25 protein-coding genes and 1 pseudogene are annotated in these 24,046 nt (G+C 66.7%); 14 read left to right on the top strand and 12 right to left on the bottom strand.

Translation table 11 applies throughout. The annotated features are described in order from the left end of the window. Positions 1 to 11 precede the first annotated feature (11 nt). From ABE424_RS14730 to ABE424_RS14720, 3 genes are all read left to right on the top strand, one after another. Positions 12 to 314 carry an addiction module antidote protein gene (locus ABE424_RS14730; protein WP_313212182.1) on the top strand — a complete coding sequence of 101 codons (303 nt, stop codon included), beginning with the start codon at positions 12 to 14 and terminating at the stop codon, positions 312 to 314. 444 nt (positions 315 to 758) lie between these two features. Continuing rightward, positions 759 to 1,226 (top strand): hypothetical protein, encoded by a 468-nt coding sequence (locus ABE424_RS14725; protein ID WP_346491150.1) that lies wholly within the window; start codon positions 759 to 761, stop codon positions 1,224 to 1,226. Next, the gene (locus ABE424_RS14720; RefSeq protein ID WP_346491151.1) at positions 1,223 to 1,582 is read left to right on the top strand and encodes a hypothetical protein; all 360 of its coding nucleotides are present in this window, start codon (positions 1,223 to 1,225) and stop codon (positions 1,580 to 1,582) included. The genes ABE424_RS14725 and ABE424_RS14720 overlap by 4 nt, the downstream gene beginning before the upstream one ends. 75 nt (positions 1,583 to 1,657) lie before the next feature. Here ABE424_RS14720 and ABE424_RS14715 read toward each other — a convergent pair whose 3' ends face one another. Genes ABE424_RS14715 through ABE424_RS14700 form a run of 4 tightly spaced genes read right to left on the bottom strand, consistent with a single transcriptional unit; the run spans position 1,658 to position 5,837 of the window. Further along, positions 1,658 to 2,263: a DUF2894 domain-containing protein gene (locus tag ABE424_RS14715; protein ID WP_346491152.1), complete on the bottom strand. Its 606-nt coding sequence runs from the start codon at positions 2,261 to 2,263 to the stop codon at positions 1,658 to 1,660. Beyond that, entirely contained in the window at positions 2,253 to 2,900 is a 648-nt protein-coding gene (locus ABE424_RS14710) for an OmpA family protein (RefSeq protein ID WP_346491153.1), read from the bottom strand. Before ABE424_RS14710 ends, ABE424_RS14715 begins: the two co-directional genes overlap by 11 nt. Beyond that, a complete protein-coding gene (locus ABE424_RS14705) occupies positions 2,897 to 5,149 on the bottom strand; it encodes a DUF802 domain-containing protein (RefSeq protein WP_346491154.1) in 2,253 nt (750 codons plus the stop codon). The genes ABE424_RS14710 and ABE424_RS14705 overlap by 4 nt, the downstream gene beginning before the upstream one ends. A gap of 10 nt (positions 5,150 to 5,159) precedes the next feature. Continuing rightward, positions 5,160 to 5,837: a DUF3348 domain-containing protein gene (locus ABE424_RS14700; protein WP_346491155.1), complete on the bottom strand. Its 678-nt coding sequence runs from the start codon at positions 5,835 to 5,837 to the stop codon at positions 5,160 to 5,162. Positions 5,838 to 6,034: 197 nt separating this feature from the next. On the opposite strand from ABE424_RS14700, the gene ABE424_RS14695 reads away from it, so the two are divergent. The 7 genes from ABE424_RS14695 (at position 6,035) to ABE424_RS14665 (ending at position 13,338) form a co-directional block, all read left to right on the top strand. Beyond that, the gene (locus ABE424_RS14695; protein ID WP_346491156.1) at positions 6,035 to 7,147 is read left to right on the top strand and encodes an alpha/beta hydrolase fold domain-containing protein; all 1,113 of its coding nucleotides are present in this window, start codon (positions 6,035 to 6,037) and stop codon (positions 7,145 to 7,147) included. Between the two features lie 116 nt (positions 7,148 to 7,263). After that, positions 7,264 to 7,677: a host attachment family protein gene (locus tag ABE424_RS14690; protein WP_346491157.1), complete on the top strand. Its 414-nt coding sequence runs from the start codon at positions 7,264 to 7,266 to the stop codon at positions 7,675 to 7,677. Positions 7,678 to 7,688: 11 nt separating this feature from the next. Then, on the top strand, positions 7,689 to 8,018 hold the full coding sequence (locus ABE424_RS14685) for a thioredoxin family protein (protein WP_346491158.1): 330 nt from the start codon (positions 7,689 to 7,691) through the stop codon (positions 8,016 to 8,018). A 287-nt stretch (positions 8,019 to 8,305) separates the two neighbouring features. Next, entirely contained in the window at positions 8,306 to 9,793 is a 1,488-nt protein-coding gene (proP, locus tag ABE424_RS14680) for a glycine betaine/L-proline transporter ProP (RefSeq protein WP_346491159.1), read from the top strand. Between the two features lie 189 nt (positions 9,794 to 9,982). Next, a complete protein-coding gene (locus ABE424_RS14675) occupies positions 9,983 to 12,277 on the top strand; it encodes a GH92 family glycosyl hydrolase (RefSeq protein ID WP_346491160.1) in 2,295 nt (764 codons plus the stop codon). A 92-nt stretch (positions 12,278 to 12,369) separates the two neighbouring features. Next, complete coding sequence (locus ABE424_RS14670; protein WP_179458839.1) at positions 12,370 to 12,711, top strand: type II toxin-antitoxin system prevent-host-death family antitoxin; 342 nt, start codon at positions 12,370 to 12,372, stop codon at positions 12,709 to 12,711. A 3-nt stretch (positions 12,712 to 12,714) separates the two neighbouring features. Further along, a complete protein-coding gene (locus ABE424_RS14665; RefSeq protein ID WP_346491161.1) occupies positions 12,715 to 13,338 on the top strand; it encodes an AAA family ATPase in 624 nt (207 codons plus the stop codon). Positions 13,339 to 13,341: 3 nt separating this feature from the next. Here the strand turns inward: ABE424_RS14665 and ABE424_RS14660 are convergent, their stop codons facing one another. Next, the gene (locus tag ABE424_RS14660) at positions 13,342 to 13,959 is read right to left on the bottom strand and encodes a LysE/ArgO family amino acid transporter (RefSeq protein ID WP_346491162.1); all 618 of its coding nucleotides are present in this window, start codon (positions 13,957 to 13,959) and stop codon (positions 13,342 to 13,344) included. A gap of 102 nt (positions 13,960 to 14,061) precedes the next feature. Between ABE424_RS14660 and ABE424_RS14655 the strand changes: the two genes are divergently transcribed. Beyond that, positions 14,062 to 14,955, top strand: a complete 894-nt coding sequence (locus tag ABE424_RS14655) for a LysR family transcriptional regulator ArgP (protein ID WP_346491163.1) — start codon at positions 14,062 to 14,064, stop codon at positions 14,953 to 14,955. A 15-nt stretch (positions 14,956 to 14,970) separates the two neighbouring features. Here the strand turns inward: ABE424_RS14655 and ABE424_RS14650 are convergent, their stop codons facing one another. The 4 genes from ABE424_RS14650 to ABE424_RS14635 all read right to left on the bottom strand — a co-directional run bounded on the left by ABE424_RS14650 (position 14,971) and on the right by ABE424_RS14635 (position 17,933). Further along, positions 14,971 to 16,050, bottom strand: a complete 1,080-nt coding sequence (locus tag ABE424_RS14650) for a catalase family protein (RefSeq protein WP_346491164.1) — start codon at positions 16,048 to 16,050, stop codon at positions 14,971 to 14,973. A 90-nt stretch (positions 16,051 to 16,140) separates the two neighbouring features. Beyond that, on the bottom strand, positions 16,141 to 16,638 hold the full coding sequence (locus ABE424_RS14645; protein ID WP_346477328.1) for a ferritin-like domain-containing protein: 498 nt from the start codon (positions 16,636 to 16,638) through the stop codon (positions 16,141 to 16,143). Positions 16,639 to 16,731: 93 nt separating this feature from the next. Further along, positions 16,732 to 17,295 (bottom strand): M23 family metallopeptidase, encoded by a 564-nt coding sequence (locus tag ABE424_RS14640; RefSeq protein WP_319206497.1) that lies wholly within the window; start codon positions 17,293 to 17,295, stop codon positions 16,732 to 16,734. A 17-nt stretch (positions 17,296 to 17,312) separates the two neighbouring features. Next, complete coding sequence (locus ABE424_RS14635; protein ID WP_346491165.1) at positions 17,313 to 17,933, bottom strand: DNA-3-methyladenine glycosylase; 621 nt, start codon at positions 17,931 to 17,933, stop codon at positions 17,313 to 17,315. A gap of 182 nt (positions 17,934 to 18,115) precedes the next feature. On the opposite strand from ABE424_RS14635, the pseudogene xth reads away from it, so the two are divergent. Both xth and ABE424_RS14625 read left to right on the top strand, forming a co-directional pair. Next, a pseudogene (gene xth / locus ABE424_RS14630) lies at positions 18,116 to 18,892 on the top strand (exodeoxyribonuclease III); the annotation flags it as partial. A gap of 104 nt (positions 18,893 to 18,996) precedes the next feature. After that, on the top strand, positions 18,997 to 19,794 hold the full coding sequence (locus ABE424_RS14625) for a helix-turn-helix transcriptional regulator (protein WP_346491166.1): 798 nt from the start codon (positions 18,997 to 18,999) through the stop codon (positions 19,792 to 19,794). On the opposite strand, the gene ABE424_RS14620 is transcribed toward ABE424_RS14625, so the two are convergent. Both ABE424_RS14620 and ABE424_RS14615 read right to left on the bottom strand, forming a co-directional pair. Then, the gene (locus ABE424_RS14620) at positions 19,751 to 20,431 is read right to left on the bottom strand and encodes a hypothetical protein (protein ID WP_346491167.1); all 681 of its coding nucleotides are present in this window, start codon (positions 20,429 to 20,431) and stop codon (positions 19,751 to 19,753) included. The genes ABE424_RS14625 and ABE424_RS14620 overlap by 44 nt on opposite strands. Continuing rightward, positions 20,428 to 21,651 (bottom strand): MFS transporter, encoded by a 1,224-nt coding sequence (locus ABE424_RS14615; RefSeq protein WP_346491168.1) that lies wholly within the window; start codon positions 21,649 to 21,651, stop codon positions 20,428 to 20,430. Before ABE424_RS14615 ends, ABE424_RS14620 begins: the two co-directional genes overlap by 4 nt. A gap of 231 nt (positions 21,652 to 21,882) precedes the next feature. Between ABE424_RS14615 and ABE424_RS14610 the strand changes: the two genes are divergently transcribed. Then, on the top strand, positions 21,883 to 23,358 hold the full coding sequence (locus ABE424_RS14610) for a serine hydrolase domain-containing protein (protein ID WP_346491169.1): 1,476 nt from the start codon (positions 21,883 to 21,885) through the stop codon (positions 23,356 to 23,358). On the opposite strand, the gene ABE424_RS14605 is transcribed toward ABE424_RS14610, so the two are convergent. Then, on the bottom strand, positions 23,288 to 24,040 hold the full coding sequence (locus ABE424_RS14605; protein ID WP_346491170.1) for a sulfite exporter TauE/SafE family protein: 753 nt from the start codon (positions 24,038 to 24,040) through the stop codon (positions 23,288 to 23,290). The two genes, ABE424_RS14610 and ABE424_RS14605, sit on opposite strands and share 71 nt — an antisense overlap. Between the last annotated feature and the right edge of the window lie 6 nt (positions 24,041 to 24,046).

Below are 24,046 nucleotides of genomic sequence, written 5' to 3'. Positions count from 1 at the left end.
GTAAAGATGCCATGGCAATGAACAAGAAAACGCGCTTGGAGACCTTCGATGTGGCCGAGCACCTGCGTACACCGCACGAGATGGCGGCGTATCTCGATGCTTGCATCATTGAAAGCGACGGCGATGCGGCTTTCATCGCCAAGGCGCTGGGCGATATCGCGCGCGCGCAGGGCATGAGTAAAGTCGCGCGTGATGCGGGTCTGTCGCGCGAAAGCTTGTACCGGGCATTGTCCGGTGAACGCAGCCCGGACTTTGCCACAATCCTCAAAGTGACCCGTGCACTGGGCGTGACCCTGCATGCCAGCGCGGCGTGATGTTGAATCCATGAGACTTACGGGCGCCAGCGTGGAGACGATCAGCTGGCCGCCTTCCCCGCACGCGAGGAGCGCTCTAGGCCAGTGTCCGGGGTTTATCGCTGGGCAGCCGTATCCACGTAGAGTGGCGCGAGAACGGGATGAACGGGGGTTTCAATTCATGTGGCGACAACTTGGGGCTTTGCTTCTGGTGCTGGCATTGGTATTCGGGGCCACGTACTGCCTGGGCATCTCAGTAGTGGCTCGAAGTAATTTTGCATTCGACACGAGCGACGTGCTGTCTTCGGCTGCCGGCATGTGGTTCGCGCCGAACGTCGTGGTGTCCGTCCTGAGTGGCATGGCGGGCGCATGCGTTGGCGTGTTTGTTCGACGTGGTCCACGGCGCTCTGAAGAAAGCGCCGCTTAGCGTTGATCGTTCGACGGACAAAAACGCCACATATGCCAATGTACGCAGAATTGATCATTGCGCGATCTCTGAAGCTTGCAGCGACTGCGGCAGCGTTTGTTGCCTGCTTCGTACTTGCGCGCAACCTGGTTAGCATGAGTTGCCCGCTCGACGCCTACCCGCCGAGCGTACTGGCGGCGATGTATGTGGCTGTATTGATGCTGATGGTGTACTCGAGGTTCAAGTTTGCATCAAGGGGGCTGGTGAAGCTGCCTGCATCGTGGGTTGGACGCGTGCTCGGTGCGGTGGTCGCGGTTGAACTGGTCGGTGTCGGCGTGCTGCTTGCGTGGAACCGTGACTGTGGGAGCATCGTTCGCGCACTCCCGGTCCCGGCAGCGCTTCTGATCTTCTATACGACGGTAGGATTTTCGTTGCTCTTTGGTGATGCCCATCTGGGCATACTGAGGAACGTGATTCGCCTGGGCGTCAAGCCGAAGGACTTCCTCCGGGACGGTGATTTGAGATGATTGCACTCAGGTACGTCGTGTTGGGTGCAGGAGCGTTGTTGGCAGCGTGTGGCGCAGATAATGCGCTGACACTGAAGCTGGAGGACGTCCAGTTCTTCAAGGCCCAACAGAGCCGACCAGGGGAGCTGTTGCTGTCGGGCCTTGCCCTTCATAGCGCGCTCGCCGTTGAGCGAATCGACAGCGTGCGGCAGGCGGACGCGATTCAAGTCAACGTGATGCTGGTGCCCGCGAAAGCGGGCATGTCGGGCAGTTTCACTTACGCGCTCCCCCTGGATGACAAGGTGGATCGGGTTACATTCGGCGACGCGGAGACGCTTGTCTGGCGTCGCGACGGCGGCGTGGTTCGACGACCATGAGCTTCGCAGTAGCGCTGATCCTGTCCCGTCGCGCGTGGAGGCGTAGACGTACATAGGGCGTTGTCGACGCTTCGATCAGCCCGGCGCCTTGCCCGCACGCGGCCGCCGCGGCTTCGCCCCCCGCGGCACCACTTTCGGCGTCGCCACCAGCACGCCCCACTGATGCAGGTGCTCCATGCCCGACAGCGCATCCAGGTACGCCATGAAATGCGTCAGGTAACCGGGTGAGGTCTCTTTCATCAGCGTCAGCGCGCGATGGACCAATACACCGGAGTTCAACGGCCCACCATTGGTGGGTATCTGGGCCAGTGATTGCTTGAGCTGGCTGGCATTGCGAAGCCTGGCCCACGTCGCCCGGACCTCGCCCAGCACCGGCAATTCCGGATACGCAGCACTGTGCTGCCCCGTTAATTCCGTGACCAGCGCCTGCAGACCGGTGCGACCCGATGACAGGCCCGGCGCGGATGTCAGCGATGCCGACGCCTCGGCAACCCGCTCAGCGTAACCTGCGACCAACGCGTCCAGCTTCCGTTGCAACAGCGCCCGCACCTCACCTTCATGCAGCTGTGCGCGGGCATGCAAAGCCTCGATCACCGCAAAGCGCGTGCGGTCCAGCCCGTCGAGCTTGTCCGCTCGCCAATGCTGGAGAATCTCAGCGGTTGCGACTGGATTACGGGGCATCCGCGGCCTTGCTCGCCTTGGGTTTCGGGATCGGGGCGATTTCGACGCGGCGGTTCCTGGCGCGGCCATCCTCGTCGGCGTTCGAGCTCACCGGCTGCTCGGAGCCAAACGCCGCGGCAAACACCGCATCCGACGGAACGCCCTCGGCGATCAGCGTGCGGGTCACGGTCAACGCACGCTCGGCGGAGAGCTCCCAGTTGTCGGCGAAGCGCCAGTTGCCATCGCGCACCTGCTGGTCGTCGGTGAAGCCGCTGACCATGAGGATTTCCTCGCGCGAGGCCAGGTAGCCCTTCAGAGGCCCGGCCAGGCTCTTGAGGACGTCGACACCCTCGGGCTGCAGCGTGTCGGAGTTCAAGGCGAACAGCACATTGCCGCGGATGCCGATGCGGCCATCCACCAGCGTCACGCGCCCGGCCGCGAGCGGCCCGGCCAGTGCCTGCTCCAGCGTCTGCCGGCGCTGCACTTCGGCCTGGCGCTGCTTGACCTCTTCATCCAGCCGGTTGGTCAGCTCCAGCTGCAGCGCGACCACGCCGACCAGGATCAGCACGAACGCACCGAGCAGCACCGACATCAGGTCGCCGAAGGCGGCCCAGATCGGCGCGCCTCCGTCGGCCTCGACTTCGATCTCGTCGCTCATGCCGAGGCGGCTCCGGCCTTGCTGCTGCGTCGGCCGGCCAGCTGCTGCAGCTCATCGATGATCTGCTTCTGCGAAAGCACGCTGAGGTCGATGACCTCGCGCGCCTGGGCAACATAGTAGGCAAGCTGCTCGTCACTGCGTGCCAGCGAACCGTCCAGCGAGGCGGCGATCTGGGCCAGCCGCTCGTTGAGACCGTCGCTGGCCGTCCCGAAGGACTGCACGGCGCTGCCGAGCGCATCGGCCAGGCTCGCCACTTCCACCGCGCTGCCGGTGACCTGCGCGGCCACGCTGCCCAGCTTGCCGGTCTCGGCTTCGATGTGATCGGTGAAGCGGGTGCCGACCCGGTCCAGCAGCTCGGCCGAGGTCGATACCAGTGCATCGACGGCGACGCGCTGTTCGTTGGCGGCGTGGTTGACCGCATCCAGCAGGGTCTCCACGGTCGCCAGCAGGCGGCTGCGTTCTTCCAGCGTGGCGGTGTCGCGGACCAGGCTGTCGGACAGTTTGCTGCGCAGCTCGGCAACGACATCGGCCGCGGCCTTGGGCGCTTCCGAAGCCGCTTGGACCAGGCGCGAGATCTCGCTGATCGTCTCGCTGGCGTGGGCCTGTGCCTGCTGGGTGATGTCGTTGGCGGTGCGGGCGAGCGTGTCGCAGATGTCCTGCTGGCGGCGGGCCACGCTGTCGCCGGTCTGCTCCCAGCGCTCGCCGAGGCTGGCACTCATGCCGGTGAAGGCCTCGGTCCACGCGCTCAGACGTTGCTGATCGCGTGCTTCCAGCGCGTCCTGCAGCTGGGCATGGGACTGCTGCATCGCATCGCCGAGTGACACCGCCTGTGCCTGCAGCGTCGCGGCGGCGGCGTCCAGCGCCTGTTGGTGACGCTCGCTCAGTGCCGTTGCGGCCGCATCCTGGCGGGCCAGGGCCTGCTGCCATGCCTCGGCGATCTGCGCCGTGGTGGCGTCCATGCGGTTGCCGACCGAGTCGATCAGACCGGTGGCCCGGGCCTCGTGCGTTTCGGTGAAGCTGGACAGTGCGCTGCGCAGATCGGTCGCCATGGCTTCATTCGTCTGCTGCTGTGCGGACTGGGCCGCCTGCCAACCGTCAGCGGTGCTGACCAGCTTCGCGGAGACCGCGTCGAGCAGGCCCAGCGCGCGTTGATCGTGCTGCGCGGCGAATCCGTCCAGCGCGGCGCGCAGGTCGGCGGTCAATGCGGTGTTGGTCTGCTGCTGGCTGTCGAGCGCGGCCTGCCAAGAGGCGGCGGTGGCGACGCGGCTGGCGTCGAAACCTTCGGTCAGACCGGCCAGCTGGCGCTGCACTGCCTCGGTCACCGTCTCGTGCATGGCGGCGTTGGCGCGGGCGATGCCGGCCAGGGTGGTGTCCATCACCGGTTGCAAGGCCGCGCCAACCGCGCGTGCGCTTTCGGCGACGCTGTCCTTGAGTGACTGCTCGATCGCGGCGGTCAGGCGCGCGTATTCTTCGTCGGCCTTGGCATGGAAGTTCTGCTGGTTGGTCAGCAGCCGCTCGCCCGAGGCGCTGCTCTGCTGCTCGATCGCGGCCGTCATGGCCTGCAGCCGATCCACCAGCGTGGGCATGAGTTCGGCCTGCTGCTGCAGCAGCCGGAAGGCTTCATTGCGCTGCCAGGACTGCGAGTGCGTGTGCAGGGTGGTCGCGATCTCCACGTCCAGTCGCTGCACCGCCTCCAAGCGCTCACGCCGGCACAGGGCCGAGAGCAGGCCGAGCATGGCGGAGGTGGCGACACCGGCGATCGAGGTGCCGAACGCCACCGCGAGACCTTCCACCGGCGCGCCCAGCGAACCACGGATGGCCTGCAGGTCGGTCGCGCTCTCCAGTGCCAGGCCGGTGCCGCGCAGGGTGGCCATCATGCCGAGCAGGGTGCCGAGCATGCCCAGCAGCACCAGCAGGCCGACCAGGTACGGCGTCAGCACCGGACCGGGCAGGGCGACCCGTTCGCCTTCCACGCGCAGCCGCACCGCGTTGCGCAGGCTGGGATGCAGCTGGCCGAGCCAGGCGGCGAGCCCTGCGCCTGCCGTGCCCGCACTGGCGCTGGCCGACGCAAGCGAGGCGGTCGCCTGCCGGTAGCGATACAGCTCGAGGCCACCGGCGAGGTAGCAGACGGCGATCAGCAGGGCGACCGCGAAGCCGACCGGATTGGTGCTGGCATACCCCGCCCCGATCCAGCACACCGCCACAAGGCCAAGCAGGAAAACAACGTAGTGAAGACTGGTTCTGAACATGACGTCCCGGTTAGTGGGTGCGAAGCGCTGCAAGCAGGCCTTCGATCGGTTGAAAACGGATATCCAGCTCGGCCAGCAGCAGGCTCTGCATGTCGCGGCGGAACACTTCGCGCCAGGCATCGTCGCTGCCGGCCTCGCGCAGGCGTTCGAAATGCACCCCGAGCAGCACCGGCACCTTGGCCAGCAGGCTGTACTCGCGCGCACTCAGGGTCTGCTCCATCAGCGCATCGACTTCGGCGAGCCTGGCCATCTCGGGCGAGGTGCGGGTCAGCATGTCGCGCAGACGGCCACGCAGACGGCTGGTGGCACCGAGCATCGAGCGCTGCAGGGTGATGTAGCGCTCGCGGAACACGGTGTAGTCGCTGGACGCTTCGGCACCGCCGCCGTCAACGACCCGGCGAGGGGGTCTGGCAGGCTCAGGTTCCTGAACAATGCTGGCCTCCAGCGTCGCGCGGATCCGCTGGACCTCGGCGTCCTCGTCGGCGTCGAAATCCGGGCCTTCCACCGCAGGCGGGAGCCGGCCATCGAGCGCCTTGGACAAGGTGACCGCCCGCGTCCAGTCCACCCACTCGCTGAGCCGGTCGGACAGGGCAGGGCCCGCCGAGGACAGGTTGCTTTCGGCGAGGCGGGCCAGCAGCCGGATGAAGGCCGGGCCCGGGACAGGCGTCCGTTGCGCGGTTTTGGCCATTGTTCCGGTTAAAACGATGAATTTTACACCGTAATGACCGCCTGTCGCCGGGGAACCGGGTTCAGTCTCGGCCATGCGCCCCCTGGCCGGGGGCACATGGCGAACCGGATGAGTCGATAGGATCCAGCCCGGCTGCATAGCGTCTGCGGTGAGGCAACGATTATTCTGTGACCCGATCTCACAGGGGAGTGCGGAAGATGGGGTGGACCGGGAAGATCGCGCCGATGGCGCTGTGGTTGGTCGTCAGCGGGACCGTCATGGCGGCCAATCCCGCACCTTCAGCGACGGAGGGCGTGCGGAACGTCCCCGGATTTGCCTTACCGCTCTCGCCCTATCTGAGCCCTGAAGCACAGGCGGCGATGCGCAGCGCGGTGGTCAACGGTGATCCGGTCGCAAAGATGGACAACGCCACCGTGCTCAAGGAACTGGCGGCGATCCGCAAGGGCGCGGACGCGTGGGCCTACGGAGAAATCCAGGCGCTGCGCCAGCGCTATCCGGTGGAGCTGCACCACGAGCGCTGGAACGGCGTGCCGGTGGTGCGGGTCGAGCCGCGCAGTGCACCCACCGACCCGGCGCAGCGGCGCCTGCTGATCGAGCTGCATGGCGGTGCTTTCGTCTTTGGACGTGCCGACAGCCTCGGCCTGCTCGAGGCGATCCCGGTGGCGTCAATGACCGGTGCCACGGTGGTAGCGGTGGAGTATCGACAGGGGCCCGAGCACCACTTCCCGGCCGCCAGCGAGGATGTCGCGGCGGTATATCGCGCCGCGTTGGAGAAAATGCCCGCGCAGCACATCGGCCTGTTCGGCTGCTCGGCCGGCGGCGTGCTGACCGGCGAATCGCTGGCGTGGTTCGACAAGGAGAAACTGCCGATGCCGGCCGCGGCGGGGTTGTTCTGCGCCGGCGGCGATGCCCGTTACGGCGGCGACTCGCGCTATGTGGCCGCGGCGGTGACCGACGCCCTGCTGCCGCATGCCGATGGCACGCTGCCGATCATGGAAGATCTGTACTACGGCAAGGTCGATTTCCGCGATCCGCTGGTGTCGCCGGTGTTTTCCGATGCGGTGTTGGCCCGGTTTCCGCCCACGCTGTTCATTACCGCGACCCGCGCAGCCGAGCTGAGCAACGTCGTCTACACCCATTCCCGGCTGGTGGACCTCGGCCGCGCGTCGGACCTGCACGTCTGGGACGGGCTGGGCCACGCCTTCCACCTGGACGCGCGCTTGCCGGAAAGCCAGCAGGCCTACCGGGTGATGGCGCGTTTCTTCGCCAGGCACCTGCAGATGCCGCTGCCGACATCCCCGCGGGAGTAGGGCGCACAGGGCCTGCATACGCTGTGCATACATCCGTATGCACGGTGCTTACATGCCGTTCCCTACGGTGGAACCCGAGTGCAGCCGCGCTCGGTTTTCCCCATAAGGAGTAGATGATGAGTCAGCAGATTCCCGAAGGTACCCTGGTCGTTGTAGCCGATGGCGGCTCGGCCCGCGTGTTCACCAACGTCGGCACCGCGCACAAGCTGCAACTCAAGCAGGAGGGGGAACTGCAACTGCAGGCCGTCAGCGATGCCGGCGCGTCCGGGCAGGGGCCGTCTGGCTCGGTGCCGCAGGAGATGAGCATCTCCCAGCTCAACGAAGCGACCTTCGCCAAGCAGGTGGCCGCGCAGTTGAACGAAGATGCGCTGAAGAACCGCTACGCACACCTGATCCTGATCGCCGATCCGCAGACCCTGGGCCGCATCCGTCCGCTGCTGCACAAGGAAACCCAGGAGCGCCTGATCAAGGATCTGGCCAAGGACTTCACCAACGCGCCGCTGGAGGACATCCAGCGCGCTCTGTCCTGAGAACACCGCCCATGGCCTTCGTTCGTGAGTACAGCCCTGCCGACATCGCCCGCGCCGAGCTCGATGCGGGAAGCGGCTGGGTGCTGCTGGAATTCGGCACGGGCTGGTGTGGCCACTGCAGCGCCGCGCAACCGCTGCTGCAGAAGTTCCTCGGTGGCTACGAGACCACGCATCTGAAGGTGGAAGACGGGAAGGGGCGGCCACTCGGCCGCTCCTTCGCGGTGAAGCTGTGGCCGACCGTGATCCTGCTGCGGGACGGCCAGGAAATCGCGCGGGCGGTACGGCCGCAGGAGAGGGAAGATCTTGCGCCCTTGATCGATGCACTGGAGCGCGATCCGTAAGTCATTGCATGCATTGAAACAGCTTGAAACACGCTGTTCCACGCCGTTCGCAGGCAGGGTGGGAGGATCGAGAGCGCCATTTGTAGTAACATGGCCCGCTTGATCACCCCGGGCCATTGCCCGCTTCCTGGTCATCCATCCCGCAGCGTCGCTGAGTCCACGCGGCCGTCCGGGATCGTCTGTTGCAACCCCTCGTCGCGCATCGCGCTGTGTCATCAGAGGCGGTATTTCCTGTGCCGTGCGCGGGACCTCGGGCGCCGCGATGGCCTGCTTCCAGGAGAAAGCAGATGCAGGACCTGCATGCCGCACATGCCCATTTCGGCTGGTTCAAACGCCGCCGCCAGATGCACGTCGACGAAGTCACCGTCGTTGACCGTCCGATGTTGAAGAAGGCCGTCGGTGCCGCCGCGCTCGGCAACGCGATGGAATGGTTCGATTTCGGTGTCTACGGTTACCTCGCCGTGACCCTCGGCCAGGTGTTCTTCCCCGACAGCAGTCCGACCGCGCAGTTGATCGCGACCTTTGCGACCTTCACCGTCGCCTTCCTGGTGCGCCCGCTGGGCGGCCTGGTATTCGGGCCGCTGGGTGACAAGTACGGCCGCCAGAAAGTGCTGGCCTTCACCATGATCCTGATGGCCGCCGGCACCTTCAGTATCGGCCTGATCCCCTCCTATGACCGCATCGGGATATGGGCGCCGGCACTGCTGCTGCTCGCCCGCATCGTGCAGGGCTTCTCCACCGGCGGTGAGTACGGCGGCGCGGCCACCTTCATTGCGGAGTATTCGACCGACCGCAACCGCGGCCTGATGGGCAGCTGGCTGGAGTTCGGCACGCTGGGCGGCTACATCGCCGGTGCCGGCACCGTCACCGCGCTGCACATGGCCCTGAGCGGCACCCAGATGCTGGACTGGGGCTGGCGCATTCCGTTCCTCGTGGCCGGCCCGCTGGGCCTGCTCGGCCTGTACATGCGCATGAAGCTGGAAGAAACCCCGGCCTTCCGCGCCTATGCCGAAGAAGCCGAAAAGCGCGACCACGAACGTCCCGGCCTGGGCGCATTGTTCCGCGTGCATTGGGCGCAGCTGCTGATCTGCGTCGGCCTGGTGCTCGTGTTCAACGTGACCGATTACATGCTGCTCACCTACATGCCCAGCTATCTCAGCGTCACGATGGGCTACGCCGAGAGCAAGGGCCTGCTGCTGATCATCATCGTGATGCTGGTGATGATGCCGCTCAATGTGCTGGGCGGGTTGTTCAGCGATCGCCTGGGCCGCCGCCCGATGATCATCGGTGCCTGCATCGCGTTGTTCCTGCTGGCGATCCCGTGCCTGAAGCTGGTTGGCAGTGGCAATGACTGGCTTATCTTCCTCGGGCTGATGCTGCTCGGCGTGGCGCTGGTGTGCTTCACCAGCTCGATGCCGTCCACGCTGCCGGCGCTGTTCTATACGCCGGTGCGCTACAGCGCGCTGTCGATCGCCTTCAATGTCTCGGTTTCGCTGTTCGGTGGCACCACGCCGTTGGTGACCGCCTGGCTGGTGGAGCGCACCGGCGATCCGCTGGTGCCGGCTTACTACCTGATGGGCGCGGCGGTGATCGGCGTGATCACCATGCTGTTCGTGCGTGAGACGGCCGGAATGCCGCTGCGTGGTTCGCCGCCGGCGGTGGCCAGCGAAGCCGAAGCCCGTGCGCTGATGCGCAGCGACGACCCGGTCACGGTGGATGCGACCCAGCCGACGCTGCCGGTGGCGGCCGTGCCGGAAGATGCGCGGCCCGCGTAAGCCCGGTCCGCGTCCGTCATCAGCGGCCACCAGTGGCGCCGGGCGAACGGCCCGGCGTCGCCAACACCCGCACCGCAACATGTCAGCCCGATCGGCCAGTGCTAGGATCAACCTCACCTGAATCGATCTAAATTCAACGCCATGACAAAAACGGGGACGGTGCGGTGGTTGGGGCTCGCGGTAGGGGCGATGTTGGTGGCCGGCACGGCCACGGCGGCACCGGCGAAGCTCGGCGAACGCGCCTATGCGGCGGTCGATCCGTTCATCGGCACGGCCGGGGAGGGGCATACCTATCCCGGCGCGACCGTTCCGTTCGGCATGGTGCAGCTCAGTCCGGACACCCGCATCCAGCCACGCGAGAAGGCGTATGGCTGGGCGGCGGGCTACCGGCACGACGACACCAGCATCGTCGGCTTCTCGCACACGCACTTCTCCGGCAGCGGCCATTCCGATCTGGGCGATGTGCTGCTGATGCCGGTGCGCACCGATGCCAGCCTCGAGCGTGGCGATCCGGACAAACCCGGCAGCGGCTACACCTCGCGCTTCCGCCACGACGACGAGCGCGCCGAGCCGGGCTACTACGCCGTCACCCTGGATGATCCGAAGGTGCGCGCCGAGCTGACCACCAGCACCCGCGTCGGCGTACACCGCTATACCTATCCAGCCAACCAGCCCGCGCGCGTGCTGCTGGACCTGCGCACCAGCCTCTACGACTACCCGGGCAAGATCATGTGGTCACGCCTGCGCGCCCGCGAGGACGGCACCATCACCGGCTTCCGCGAGACCCGCGGCTGGGCACCGGGCCGGCAACTGTATTTCGCGATGCGCTTCTCGCGGCCGCTGACCGGTCACGCATTCCACAACACCGAGACCGACATCGCCTACAAGGGCTTCCCGCCGCCGGGACACCAGAGCCCGGCCCAGCGTGCACAGATTGAAGGACGCCAGCTGGTCGGCACCTTCGATTTCGGCAAACTGGACACACCGCTGGTGGTGACGGTGGCGATTTCGTCGGTCAGCGAGGCCGGTGCGATCGCCAACCTGGAGAGTGAAGTGCCGGGCTTCGATTTCGACCGTGTCCGTGCCGAGGCAAAAACGCAGTGGACGCAGGCGCTGTCGGTGCTGGATATCGACGGCCCCGAGCACGACCGTCGCAGCGCCTACACCGCGCTGTACCACAGCCTGCTCGGGCCGACCGTGTTCATGGACAGCGATGGCCAGTACCGCGGCGCGGACAATGCCGTGCACCGCGCCGAGGGCTATACCAACTACTCGACGTTCTCGCTGTGGGACACCTACCGCGCCCTGCATCCGCTGCTGACCCTGGTGCAGCCGGAGAAGCGCAACAGCGATTTCATCAATTCGCTGCTCGCGCACCAGCACAACAGCGCCTACGGGATGCTGCCGGTATGGGCGTTCCACGGCCAGGAAACCTGGTGCATGATCGGCTACCACGCCGTGCCGGTGATCGCCGATGCCTACCTCAAGGGCATCCGCGGGTTCGATGAGAACAAGGCGCTGGCGGCGATGGTGGCCACCGCGAACTACGGCCCGTACGACGGCATCGCGCAGTACCGCGAGCTGGGCTGGGTGCCGATCGATGAAGAAGGCGAGGCCGCCAGCAAGACGCTGGAATATGCGTTCGACGACTGGACCATCGCGCGCATGGCCAAGGCGATGGGCAACACCAAGGTTGCCGGTGAGTTCGAGAAGCGCGCCACGAACTGGCGCAATGCCTATGACAAGGACACCGGTTTCATGCGGGCGCGCAAGCGCGATGGCAGCTTCCGCACGCCGTTCGACCCGAGCGCCAGCGGCTACGGCACGGATTACACCGAAGGCAACGCCTGGCAGTACTCCTGGTATGTGCCGCACGACGTAGCCGGCCTGGCCGCCGCGCACGGGGGCAGCGACGCGCTGCTGGCCCGTCTGGACCAGGTGTTCGAGGCCAAGGTCGACCCCGCGATCTTCGAGCATATGGAAGACATCACCGGCCTGATCGGCTGGTACGCGCACGGCAACGAGCCCAGCCACCACGTGGCCTACCTGTATGCCCACGCCGGCCAGCCCTGGCGCACCCAGGCCCGCCTGAAACAGATCATGGACACCCAGTACGCCGACCGCCCCGACGGCCTGGCCGGCAATGACGACCTGGGCCAGATGTCGGCGTGGTACGTGTTCACCGCGCTGGGCTTCTACCCGGTCGCACCGGGCAGTGGCGAGTACATCATCGGCCGCCCGTTCCTGCCCAAGGCGGCGCTGCACCTGCCCAACGGCAAGACCTTCACCATCGTCACCGATGGGCTGGGCAAGGGCCACGACTACGTCGGCTCGGTGACGCTCAATGGCCAGCCGCTGCAGCGCACCTTCCTGCGCCACGAGGAAATCCTGGCCGGTGGCGAGCTGCGCTTCACCCTCCAGGCCGAGCCGAACAAGGCCTGGCCGGGGCAGGGCGCGGAACAGCCGTATTCGATGTCCCGCTGACCGGCTGCCGGGCGCCCTTCTGGCCAAAATGGGATTTATGTCCAATTTGGCCAGAAGGGGTATAGTAGAGCCATCCCGTCCTGGAGCGTGCCATGACCCTGCCACTGGATCTGCCCGGCCTTGAAAAGGCCACGGCGTCGTCGGTGAAAACCCGCGGCTGGCCCAGCCTGATGCGGACCGTCCGCGAGAAACAGGCCCTGGTGATCACCAACCACAATCACCCCGAAGCGGTGATCGTGGACATCAAGACCTACCAGGAGCTGCTGGCCAAGGCCGCCGGTGGCGACGCCGATGAGCGGCTGGGCGAGCTGGAACGCCTGCGCGCCGCGTTCGATACCACGCTGGCCAGCCTGGGCCGCGATGGCGGGCTGGGCAAGGTGCTGGGTCAGCCGATCCGCCGTGGCCGCAAGGTCGCCCTCGGCAGCCCCCTCTGACCGATGGGGCGCATTCTGGTACTGGCCGGCGTCAATGGCGCCGGCAAGAGTTCCCTGCTGGGCATGTGGCTGGAAGAAGAAGGCCTGACCTGGTTCAACCCGGATACGTTCACCCGCCGCCTGGTGGAGACGGGGTGGTCGTTGGGCGAGGCCAACGCTGCGGCCTGGAATGAAGGCGCGCGCCGGCTGCGGCAGGCGATCGACGAGGGCACCGACTTCGCGTTCGAAACCACGCTGGGCGGCAACACCATCCCGCGTCTGCTGCGTGAGGCGTGCGAACAGCACGACGTGGCGATCTGGTTCTGTGGCCTGCACAGCGTGGAGCTGCACATGGAACGCGTCGCCGCGCGGGTCAGTCGCGGTGGGCACGATATTCCCGCCGACAATATCCGCGCCCGCTACGACTCCTCCCGCGAGAACCTGCTGGCCCTGTTGCCGCACCTGGCGGAACTGCATGTCTACGACAACAGCGCCCCGGCCGACGCCGACGGCGCCGAACCGCTGCCGGTGCTGCAGCTGGATCGCAACGGGCTGCACTATCCGGCCTCGGCGATCGAGTTGCTGCAGACCCCGGACTGGGCCAAACCCATCGTGATGCGGGCCATGGAGCTGCATACCCCGGTGTAAGCGTTACTGCAGGGGCCTGAGCAGCAACAGCACGCTCAGCGTCAGCATGAACACCGCGATGCCCGCGTCCAGCCAGCGCCACCCCCTGGCATGCGCGAACCACGGTTGCAGCCAGCGCGCCCCGACGCCGAGCAGGGTGAACCACGACACGCTGGCCAGGCACGCGCCTGCCGCGAACAGCCAGCGGGCGTCGCCCGGATAGAGGGTGGAGAGGCTGCCGAGCAGCACCATCGTGTCCAGGTAGACGTGCGGATTGAGAAAGGTGAATGCCAGACAGACCAGCAGCGTGCGCGGCCAGCCCACCTGCATGTCAGCCGCTGCATCGAGCCCGCCACCGCCAGTCCAGGCCCGGCGCGCCGCCATCAGGCCATAGACTGCGAGAAAGGCGGCACCACCGAAGCGCAGGACCTCGAGCAGCAACGGGAAACGCGCCACGGCTGCGCCGATGCCGGCCACCCCCAGCAGGATCAGCACGATGTCGCCGGCCGCGCAGACCGCGACCACCAGCGCGACGTGCTGCTGTTTCAGGCCTTGGCGGAGCACGAAGGCGTTCTGGGCGCCGATGGCGATGATGAGACCGGCACCGGCGAGAAATCCGGCGAGGGCGGCAGCTGGCTGCATTGGGGAAATCCACGGAAGGGGCATGCAGGGTGGCTGCAGGAGGGGGATAAGCCCAGCTACATTTCCTGTGGCACGATAAGCATTCCTGATGCCGAGGCCGCCATGAGCCTGCTCCATCCCCAACTCGCCGCGTTCTCAGCCGTTCTGGAGGAGGGCAGCTTCGAGGCCGCCGCGCGGCGGCTCAACCTCACCCAGTCCGCGATCTCCCAGCGGATCAAGGCGCTGGAGGACCGTCTCGGCCAGGTCCTGATCGTGCGCCAGGCACCGTGCCGCCCTACACCCGCCGGTGAGCAGCTGCTGCGCCGCGTACGTCCGATGCAGACCCTGGAAGAAGAGGTGCTCGCCGACTTCCTGCCGGATGCGCAGGTGCGGCATCGCAACGTCTGTCTGGCGGTCAACGACGACTCGCTGGAAACCTGGTTTCTTCCCGCGCTGGCCGCGTTGCATGCTGCGCATGGCGATACCTTCGACCTGCGCGTGGACGATCAGGACCACACGCTGGATCTGCTGCGGGACGGCTCGGCACTGGGCGCGGTGACGGCGGATGCCAAGGCCCTGCAGGGCTGCAATGTCCATCCGCTGGGCACGATGCGCTATCTGGCGATCGCGGCGCCGGCATTCAAAGCGGCGTATTTCGGTGTGGGCGTAAGCGCGGCATCCCTGGCCACTGCCCCGATGATCGTCTTCAACCGCAAGGACCGGCTGCAGGCGCGGTATCTACGCGCTGTCACGCGCGCCACGCTGTCCCCGCCGGTGCACTACCTGCCTACGTCCACGGGCTTTGTCGAGGCCGCCGCACTTGGGCTGGGCTGGTGCCTGGTGCCCGAGTCACTCGCACTCGCTGCCCTGCAGAGAAACGCGGTGGTCGAACTTGATCCAGCACGCTGGATCGACGTGCCGCTGTACTGGCAGCACGCCGCGATCCGCTCGACCACGCTTCAGCGCATCACGGCTGCCATGCGGGACGCGGCAGGCAAGGTGCTACGCGATCCTTGACGGGGCCGACGTGTTTCAGCCCACGGGCTCGTGGATCGGGCATCCATTGAATCGCGAGCGGAACTGACGCGAGGCGGCCATCACCACGCGGCGCGCCCGGTTCAGGCCACCGAGCGGTCGATGCTCGGCCAGCGCATGCCACGGCGCGAACGCGAGCGCATCCTCGACGCCCGGCGAGGTGTCACGCTGCCACGCCTCCTGCTGTGCCACGCTCAGGCGTGCGACCGGCAGGAACGGGCTGTCCGCCTCGGGCCAGGCAACCGACGCATCTTCGATCGGCATGCGCTCCACATCGCGGCACAGCTGCACGCGCAGCTCCCATTCGACCGGATTGGGCAGGTCGGTGAAGAAGGCCACCACCGCGTCACGCTGCGCGTCTTCGTCCGAACCGATTTTGTCGCCGCTCAGTGCGAGCAGGGCAGGTGAGACCGGCGCCAACGAAAACTTGGCCATGTACGGACCGTAGAGAAACGGCACCTGGCTGAAGAAGGTCTCCCCCAGCGGATGGTGCTGCGGCTCGCCGCCCATGCCTTTGAGCAGGGCGCTCTGGCCACCGACCGCCTCCAGTGCCGCCTCCGCTCCCCGCAGCGTGGCCGAGATCATCCGCTTGGTGCGCGGCATCCGCTCGGTGGTCGCGGCAAGCAGCTTGGCCGAGCGCAGAAAGCCGGCCACGCCGGGGGTGTTGAACGCGGGGCCGTTGACCATCAGGAAGTCCTGCGTGTGCTGCTCCTCGGCACCTTCCGCACGCGGGCCCTGCACGCCGATCACCTTGAGCGCCATCGCGCGCGGGGTGGAGATCGAATCGGGGAGCTGCTCGGCCGGCGGCGAGGACAATCGCACCCGCGCGTCGTAGCTGCCGGGCCGCGCAAACAGGCCGTGGCGCAGCTCCGCCGGCAGTTCATCCAGCACGCGCAGCCGGCCTTTCAGCAAGCCCTGGCCCTTGGCGTGCACCGCGCGGTGTGCGTGGCCTTCCTGTTCGGCCACCGTCAGTGCCATGCGTGCGAACACTTCGGTCAGCTCACGGATGTGGGTGGCCTCGTCCGCATCGGCGTGCTCAAGCGAGGCGTGATAAAGGACGGGTGGGCGCAACGTCATGGAGGCTCCTGTGTGATCAAGGTGGACATGAAGAGGGGAACGCGTTGCGCAGGGAGACAGGCTCCCCGCGCAACGGGACACTTGCTGGATTCAGGCCGCAGCGGCCTTCGCATTGCCACCACCGGACAAGGCCAGCAGGGTCAGCTTCTCGTCCGTGTCTTTCTCTTCCTTGAGCGTCTCCAGCAGCAGCGGCACGGCCGCCTTGTAGCCCAGCTGTTTGGCCAGCGCGGCGATGGTGCCGTAGGAGGCGATTTCGTAATGCTCCACCTTCTGCGCGCCACCGATCAGCGCGGCGTCGCGCACCGGGCCTTCCTCGATGCTGTCGATCGCGTCCTTGCCTTCTTCGACCAACCCTTCCATCGCGGCGCACTTGATGCGCTTGAGCCGGATGCCCAGCAGTTCCACCACCTGGTCGATGCGCTCGATCTGGCCCTGGGTTTCCTCCAGATGCGTGGTGAAGGCGGCGGCCAGGTCGGGATTGGAGGCGGCCCGCGCCAGCCTGGGCAACGCCTTGGTCAGCTGCTTTTCTGCGCTGTAGATATCCGAGAGCTCGTGGATGAACAGGTCTTCTGCGGTCTTGATCGCCATGGGAGGTGCTGCCGGTGGGTGTCGAGTGACTGACGCTAGGCGCGTGGGTGTTAGCCCGGTGCGCTTTGTTGTGAAGGGGCCCTGCACGCACGCTCAGGGCGCGTCGGGCCACGCCTTCAGCAGGGGCAGCGGATCGTAAGCGCCGTCGGCGCCGTAGATGCCCCAGTGCAGATGCGGTGGCGTGCCCTTCGCGTTGCCGGTATCGCCGACGTAGCCCAGCACGGCGCCCTGTTCGATGACATCGCCGCGCGCCAAGCCTTCGCGCCAGTCGTCCAGATGCGCGTAGTAGTAGCGCTCACGCGCCGGGCCCATCACCCACACCTGGCGGCCACCCAACCCACTCTCACGAATATCCGCGACGATGCCGGGTGTGGCGCTGCGCACCTCGGTGCCACGTTTGGCGAAGATGTCCACGCCGGCATGCGTACGATCGCGTCCGCGCGGCGCGCCGAAGGTATCCGCTACCTGCCGCGCAGTCACCCCGGCGACCGGCACGGGCAGGGCGGTGGGTACTGGCATCCGTGACAGGCGCCAGAGCGCGCGGGGCGATTCCGCGATCGGGCTGTTCCACAGCACGCCGGCTACCACTATGCAGACGACGAGGACGAGCAAACGGAGCAGCCAGCGCCGCAGTCGGCGTGCAGGCGAGGAGCGCACGGGCGGCGTCGCGGGACTCACGAGACGGGCTCCCGCGACTTCTTCGCAGCCGTGCGTCCCGACACATGCAGATGCTCCGGCACATGCCAGCGCCACGGAAACTCGATCGCCCTGCTGATGCCGATCCGAGGCCCGACCACCGGCGCCTCTGGCGGCGCCATCCCATCGGAGACGATCCGGATGCCACGGTCATTGCGCACCAGATCCGCACCATCCAGCACCTTGGTGATGCCCATCGCCTGCGACAACCGCCCCGGGCCACTGGCCAGATCGCGATCACGCTGGATGGCCGGACGCGCTGCGCGGATCAGCTCCAGCCCCGCCACCGGCTCGAGGGCCCGCAGCAGCACGCCCCAGCCCTGGCCGACGTCACCGCAGACCGCATTCGCCCCCCAGTGCATGCCGTAGCTGAAATAGACGTAGAGGTGCCCGGCCTCACCGAACATGGTGGCGGTGCGCGCGGTCATCCCGCGGTACGAATGCGCCGCAGGATCCTGGTCACCGGCGTACGCCTCCACCTCGACGATGCGGCCGGCCCGACCGTCATCGCGCACCAGCAGCTTGTTCAGCAGTTCGGGCGCCACCTCGGTGGGGTGCCGCTGGTAAAAGCGTCGCGGCAGAACGGTCCACTTCTTCATGCCAATCCGCGCAATGGAGATACCTTTTCCAGTCCGAAACGAGTCCTTACTGTGACGCGCCACGGGTCAATACGCGATCAACGCGCCACCATCGTCACGCGATGCTCGCCCGACATTCGCGGCAGGTTGATCGTCGCGGGGCAATCCTCGGCTTCGTATCCCGCCGCCACGAAGCACGCGCCATGCCCGCCAGAAAACGCCTGAAGATCGCGACCTTCAACGTCAACGGCGTGCTGACTCGGCTGCCGCATCTGCTCGCGTGGCTGGGGCGCGAGCAACCGGATATCGTCGCTCTGCAGGAACTCAAGGCCACCCAGGAGGCATTCCCGGAGGCCGCCATCCGCGATGCAGGCTACGGGTGCATCTGGCAGGGACAGCGCGCCTGGAACGGGGTTGCGCTGCTGGCACGCGGCCAGGACCCGATCGAAAGCCGGCGTGGCCTGCCCGGCGATCCAAAGGACGACCAGAGCCGCTATCTGGAAGCCGCCGCGCACGGCGTGATCGTGGGCGGCCTGTACCTGCCCAATGGCAATCCGCAGCCCGGCCCGAAGTTCGACTACAAGCTGAAGTGGATGCAGCGCCTGCACAAGCACGCCAAGAGCCTGGTCGCGCTGCCGCATCCCGTCGCACTGATCGGCGATTTCAACGTCGTGCCCACCGATGCGGACATCTACGATCCCAAGTCCTGGCGGAAGGACGCGCTGCTGCAGCCCGAGGTGCGCGAGGCGTACCAGGCGCTGCTCGGGCAGGGCTGGACCGACAGCCTGCGCGCCGTCCACGGTGACGCACAGATCTTCACTTTCTGGGACTACTTCCGCGAGCACTTCGCCCGCGACCGCGGCCTGCGGATCGACCATCTGCTGCTCAATCCCGTGCTCGCGCCCAATCTGAAAGACGCGGGCGTGGACCGGTGGGTGCGCGCCCTTGAAAAGCCCAGCGACCATGCGCCCACCTGGATCGAGGTGCTGGCGCCCACGAAACCCCGATAGCTGGTCGACGTCCATACCGAAAACGGGCGTGAGGCGGTACAGTCGCGTGGCAGGTTGTTTTGAAGGGTATTGCCATGCCATATCGAAGAAGGGACATCGCCCCGGGCGTCGGCGAGGGCAGGCGACTGCCGGCCGGCCCCGAGACGCCGGTGTTCTGCCGGGCGCGTGAGTATCCGGCGGGCACGATCATCGCGCTGCATCACCACCCGGACCGCCATCAACTGGTCTACGCCGAATCCGGCGTGCTGGTGGTGCAGGCCGGGGCAGGGCGCTGGGTGGTACCCAGCACGCGCGCGATCTGGATTCCGGCCGGTATGGGGCACAAGGTCAGCTGCATCGGCGCGGTCGGCATGCGCAGCCTGTACATCCTGCCGCAGGCAATCGCCCAGCCGCCGGCCAGCGCATCGACGGTCTCGGTGACGCCGTTGCTGGCTGCACTGATCCACGCCGCCATGGATGTACCGACGCCGTACCCGACGGCGTCACGCGATGGGCGGCTGATGCAGTTGATCCTGGATGAGCTGCAGATGCTGCCGGTGCTGCCGCTGCACCTGCCGCAGCCGACCGACCCGCGCCTGCGGGTGATCGGCCGACAGCTGGAATCCACGCCGGAGGATCCGTCCACGCTGCAGGACTGGGCCACCCGCCTGGGCGTGGACGTGAAAACCATCCAGCGCCTGTGTGCGCGCGAACTGGGCATGACCTTCGGGCAATGGCGCCAACAGGCGCGCCTGCTGCGTGCGCTGGAACAGCTGGCGCACGGTGACAAAGTGATCGACGTGGCGCTCTCGCTGGGCTATGCCAGTCCGAGCGCGTTTACGGCGATGTTCAAGAAGCGCTTCGGGCAGCTGCCGAGTCAGTTTTTTCACTGAAGGCGGCCGCAGGAATCCTCTGCAGGAACAGCTGGAGACCTTGCTGGAAGGCGGCGGGCTCCATTGCCTCGGACCGCTTCGGAATCCAGTAGGCCTTGCCGCGGCGATGAAGCGCGGCGCAGGCGATGCGATGGAAGTGCTCGGTTTCGGCCGCGTGCACGATCTCGGTCCAGGCCAACGTCACCGGATGCTGAGGGTCGCGGCCCAGGCGGAAGCCGTGGTCATCAAAGCGGAGCGCGTAGTTGCCTTCCTGCGACGCCAGACGTGTGCGCAATGTGACCCCGGCCAAGCGCAGGCTGAGCGCACCCAGACGGCCGGCGCGCCTGCCTGCGCGCATCTCGATGCGCCGGTGGAGGGGCGCGAGGAGGCGATCGGCAAGACGCCACAGCGGCAGCGTGAGCAGTGCAAGCACGACCGCAGTGACCATCGTGGTGGATGTCGCATCGCGTTGCAGCAGCAGATACGCGCTGGCCACAGGAAACGGCAGCAACAGCAGAACCTTGAGTGCACCGGGCTGCCCGCGCGCGACCGCATCCAGCAACGCCGCGTCCTTTCGGGCCTCGTGCGCCAAGGCCTCGGCCACGCGCAGCCGGGTCATCGCCGGGGTGAGGGTGTAGTGCAGTTCGACAGGGGTCACGGCAGTCTGGTCTTCGGCAGGAACGCGGTCGCCAGCCCAAGCAGCGGCAGGTACGAGGTGAAGTGGTAAACCCACACCAGGCCGTGCACGTCCGCCAGATTGCCCAGCCCCGCGGCACCGATACCGCCGATGCCGAACATCAGGCCGAACATCAGCCCCGAGACCATGCCCACGCGCCCCGGCACGGCTTCCTGCGCATACACCACCAGCGCAGCGAACGCCGAGGACATCACCAGCCCGATCACCACCGCCAGCACCGCCGTGCCCATCAGGTTGGCATAGGGCAGGGCGATCGCGAACGGGGCCACGCCCAGGAAGGAAATCCAGATCACCGCTTTGCGCCCGATCCGGTCCCCGACCGGACCCCCGATGAAGGTGCCGAGCGCGACCGAGGCCAGGAAGATGAAGAGGTAGATCTGGCTCTGCCGCACGCTCAGGCCGAAACGTTCCATCAGGTAAAAGGTGAAGTAGTTGGTGAACGAGGCGATGTAGACGAACTTGGCGAACATCAGCACCGCGATGACCGCGATCGCCTGGATGACCTTGCCGCGACTCAACCCGATGCCGTGGCTTCTGGCCAGGCCCTTCATCTTGGCCTGGCCGTGCTGGATGGTCCAACCCGTGAGGCGGAACAGCACGGTGATGGCCAGCGCGGCGGCGAGCATGAACCAGGCGATCGCACGCTGCCCGTGCGGAATCACGATGGCCGCCGCCAGCAGCGGGCCAATCGCCGAGCCGGTGTTGCCGCCGACCTGGAAGGTGGACTGCGCGGTACCGAAGCGACCGCCCGAGGCCATGCGCGCCACGCGCGAGGCCTCCGGATGGAAGGTGGCCGACCCGATGCCGACCACCGCCGCGGCGACGAGCAGCATTTCGTAACGGGTCGCCGTGGCCATCAGGGCGATGCCGACGAAGGTCGCGATCATGCCGGACGGCAGCAGATAGGGCAGCGGCCGCTTGTCGGTGTACATGCCCACCCAGGGCTGCAGCAGCGAGGCAGTGACCTGGTAGACCAGGGCGATGATGCCGATCTGCCCGAAGGTCAGCGAGAACTGGGCCTTGAACATTGGATAGACCGCCGGCAGCACTGCCTGGATCATGTCGTTGAGCAGGTGCGCGAATGCCGCCGCGCCGACGATGCGGATCGCGAAGCCCTGGTTCGGCGCGGGGCTGAGCGGTTCGGCGGGAATGACGGGGGCGGCAGCGGTTTCAGGGGTCATGGGAGCACGATCGGGAACGGGGGTTACCCACGGAGTCAGGCCAGAAAGCGTGCCCCGTGGCGCGAAACAGGATGCCAAGCGTAGGCCGGAGGGGATGCCCCGTCTCTCGCGAATTGGGCGGTGCTCGTCGCGATTAGGACATTGCATTTGAGCGCGGCAGCGCTCCCGCTGCCATTGCATAATCAACTCGCCGCCGGAGGGCGGTCACTAGCTTGCAGGAGGCAGGACAGGATGGTGCCGATCAGAACACTCGTTGTGGCGCTGCTGCTCTTCAGCGCCACCACCTGGGCGAAACCGCCTGCCGAGCCCGTGCAGGCCGAACAGATCTTCACCCGCTGGCTGGCCGCTTACAACACAGGTGACAGCCAGGAATTGCAGGCGGTGTTGTCGACCTACGGGATCGACCACACCGCGCAGCGGTATCTGGACATCCGCGAGACTTTCGGCCCGTTCGATGTGCTGACCAGAACCCTAGACACGCCCGATGCCATTGCGGCCATCATGCGTGGCACATCCAGCGATCGCGGGGTACTGATCACCGTGGCGATTGATCCAGCAAACAGGCCGCGGCTCAAGACGCTGCAGCTGGAGGGGGTTGAGCTGCCCGACGCGTTCAAGCCAACGCGCCTTGCGATGCCTGTGCTTCTCGCACAGACCCGCGCGCGACTGGACGCCCTGCAGGCGCGGGACAAACTCTCCGGCAGTTTCCTGCTGGCGAAGGACGGCAAGGTGCTGATGGCATGGGAGGGCGGCCTGGCCGACCGCGAGCAGGGTGTGCCGGTCGATGCCGCCACGAAATTCAGACTGGCCTCGTTGAACAAGATGTTCACCGCGGTGGCGATCCTGCAGCTGGCGGAGGCGGGCAAACTCTCGCTGGACGACACCATCGCACGGCACCTCGAGGGCTACCCCAATCAGGCCGTTGCCACTGCCGTTACCCTCCGGCAGTTGCTCAACCACACCAGTGGTCTGGGCGAGATTTTCGACGAGGCCTTCGGAACACGGAAGGCCTCGCTCAAGACGCTGTCCGATTACTGGGGCGTCTATGGCGCCGCGGCACCGGCCTTCACCCCCGGAACGCAGGATCAGTACTCCAACTACGGCTACATCCTGCTCGGCTCGATCATCGAGGCTGCATCGGGGCAGTCGTACGACGCCTATGTTGAGAAGCACATCTTTGATCCGGCGGGCATGACATCGACGGGATCGGCGGCCGAGGCGACCGTGGTTCCAGGCCGGGCGGTTCCCTACACGCTGAGCGACGGCCAGTGGGTGCGGGAAACCAAGACGCTGCCGTTGCGTGGCACCTCTGCAGGCGGTGGTTACAGCACGGCCGACGATCTGCTCCGGTTCGCCGAGGCGCTGCGCAGTGGCCGGTTTATCTCTTCTGCGGGATTGCAGGCTGCTACTTCGCCGCAGAACACCAAAGGCTGGTACGGCTATGGATTCATGGTGAGCGGGGAGGGCGGACAAGGGCAGTACGGCCACGAGGGCGGGGCGCCGGGTGCGAATGCTGCACTCATCGTGCTGCCCAGCCAGGGCTACGTAGTCCTCGGGCTGAGCAATGTCGATCCGGACGCGATGGAGAACGTGGTCAACTTCGTCGGCAACCGCCTGCCGCTGCAACCCGGTCGGCTCAGCGCCAGCCCAGCAGCGCCGGCAGCGACGACGCCAGCAACGCAATCCCCGAGACCGTCAGCAGGCTGAGCACGATCTGCCGGAACCGCAGGTCGCTGATGCCGATGTACAGGCGCGTGCCCAGCAGGGTCGGAATCAACATGGCCGGCGCGACGATGGCGAACATCGGCAGCATCTCGCGGGTGACGATGCCGGTGCCGACATAGGTGCCCATGGTGACCAGCAGCATCGACAGATTGAAGTTCTGCACCACCGAGCGCTGCACATCGCGCTCGTAGCCGCGCAGCGTGCACCACAGTGTCGGCAGGGTGCCGGTGAAGCCGCCCAGCCCACCCATGATGCCGCCGGCAAACCCGACCACGCCATCCGCTGCGCGCCCGCCCGCGGTGACACGTGGCAGCTGGCGGGACAGCAGCATGGCCGGGCACCACAGCACCAGCAGGGTGCCCAGGATGGCCTTGAGCCAGTTCATGTCGAGCATCGGCAGCAGGTAGACGCCCAGCGGAATCCCGGCCAGTCCGCCCAGAACGAAGGGCAGCAGAGTCTTCAGATTGAAGCCGCGGCGCACGGTGAACGCCGCCAGCAGCTGGCCGGTCAGGGCACCGAACACCGAGAGGGTAGCCGCGAGCTTGGGGTCGAGCACCCAGGCCCAGAAGGAGAGCGCCACCAGCCCGAACGCGAAGCCCGACAGCCCCTGCACAAAGCCCGCCACGATGGCGCCCAGCGCCACCACCAGGTAGATCGAATCCACTACGAC

The organism is Stenotrophomonas sp. TWI1149, from assembly GCF_039673155.1.
GTDB lineage: Bacteria > Pseudomonadota > Gammaproteobacteria > Xanthomonadales > Xanthomonadaceae > Stenotrophomonas > Stenotrophomonas maltophilia_AA.
The sequence above is the reverse complement of the archived record's forward strand: the minus strand, read 5'-3'. Positions and strand labels throughout refer to the sequence as shown.

Coding starts and splice junctions, on each gene's coding strand:
- ABE424_RS14730 (WP_313212182.1), top strand. CDS start 12: ATGGCAATGAACAAGAAAACGCGCTTGGAGACCTTCGATGTGGCCGAG.
- ABE424_RS14725 (WP_346491150.1), top strand. CDS start 759: ATGTACGCAGAATTGATCATTGCGCGATCTCTGAAGCTTGCAGCGACT.
- ABE424_RS14720 (WP_346491151.1), top strand. CDS start 1,223: ATGATTGCACTCAGGTACGTCGTGTTGGGTGCAGGAGCGTTGTTGGCA.
- ABE424_RS14715 (WP_346491152.1), bottom strand. CDS start 2,263: ATGCCCCGTAATCCAGTCGCAACCGCTGAGATTCTCCAGCATTGGCGA.
- ABE424_RS14710 (WP_346491153.1), bottom strand. CDS start 2,900: ATGAGCGACGAGATCGAAGTCGAGGCCGACGGAGGCGCGCCGATCTGG.
- ABE424_RS14705 (WP_346491154.1), bottom strand. CDS start 5,149: ATGTTCAGAACCAGTCTTCACTACGTTGTTTTCCTGCTTGGCCTTGTG.
- ABE424_RS14700 (WP_346491155.1), bottom strand. CDS start 5,837: ATGGCCAAAACCGCGCAACGGACGCCTGTCCCGGGCCCGGCCTTCATC.
- ABE424_RS14695 (WP_346491156.1), top strand. CDS start 6,035: ATGGGGTGGACCGGGAAGATCGCGCCGATGGCGCTGTGGTTGGTCGTC.
- ABE424_RS14690 (WP_346491157.1), top strand. CDS start 7,264: ATGAGTCAGCAGATTCCCGAAGGTACCCTGGTCGTTGTAGCCGATGGC.
- ABE424_RS14685 (WP_346491158.1), top strand. CDS start 7,689: ATGGCCTTCGTTCGTGAGTACAGCCCTGCCGACATCGCCCGCGCCGAG.
- proP (WP_346491159.1), top strand. CDS start 8,306: ATGCAGGACCTGCATGCCGCACATGCCCATTTCGGCTGGTTCAAACGC.
- ABE424_RS14675 (WP_346491160.1), top strand. CDS start 9,983: ATGTTGGTGGCCGGCACGGCCACGGCGGCACCGGCGAAGCTCGGCGAA.
- ABE424_RS14670 (WP_179458839.1), top strand. CDS start 12,370: ATGACCCTGCCACTGGATCTGCCCGGCCTTGAAAAGGCCACGGCGTCG.
- ABE424_RS14665 (WP_346491161.1), top strand. CDS start 12,715: ATGGGGCGCATTCTGGTACTGGCCGGCGTCAATGGCGCCGGCAAGAGT.
- ABE424_RS14660 (WP_346491162.1), bottom strand. CDS start 13,959: ATGCAGCCAGCTGCCGCCCTCGCCGGATTTCTCGCCGGTGCCGGTCTC.
- ABE424_RS14655 (WP_346491163.1), top strand. CDS start 14,062: ATGAGCCTGCTCCATCCCCAACTCGCCGCGTTCTCAGCCGTTCTGGAG.
- ABE424_RS14650 (WP_346491164.1), bottom strand. CDS start 16,050: ATGACGTTGCGCCCACCCGTCCTTTATCACGCCTCGCTTGAGCACGCC.
- ABE424_RS14645 (WP_346477328.1), bottom strand. CDS start 16,638: ATGGCGATCAAGACCGCAGAAGACCTGTTCATCCACGAGCTCTCGGAT.
- ABE424_RS14635 (WP_346491165.1), bottom strand. CDS start 17,933: ATGAAGAAGTGGACCGTTCTGCCGCGACGCTTTTACCAGCGGCACCCC.
- ABE424_RS14625 (WP_346491166.1), top strand. CDS start 18,997: ATGCCATATCGAAGAAGGGACATCGCCCCGGGCGTCGGCGAGGGCAGG.
- ABE424_RS14615 (WP_346491168.1), bottom strand. CDS start 21,651: ATGACCCCTGAAACCGCTGCCGCCCCCGTCATTCCCGCCGAACCGCTC.
- ABE424_RS14610 (WP_346491169.1), top strand. CDS start 21,883: ATGGTGCCGATCAGAACACTCGTTGTGGCGCTGCTGCTCTTCAGCGCC.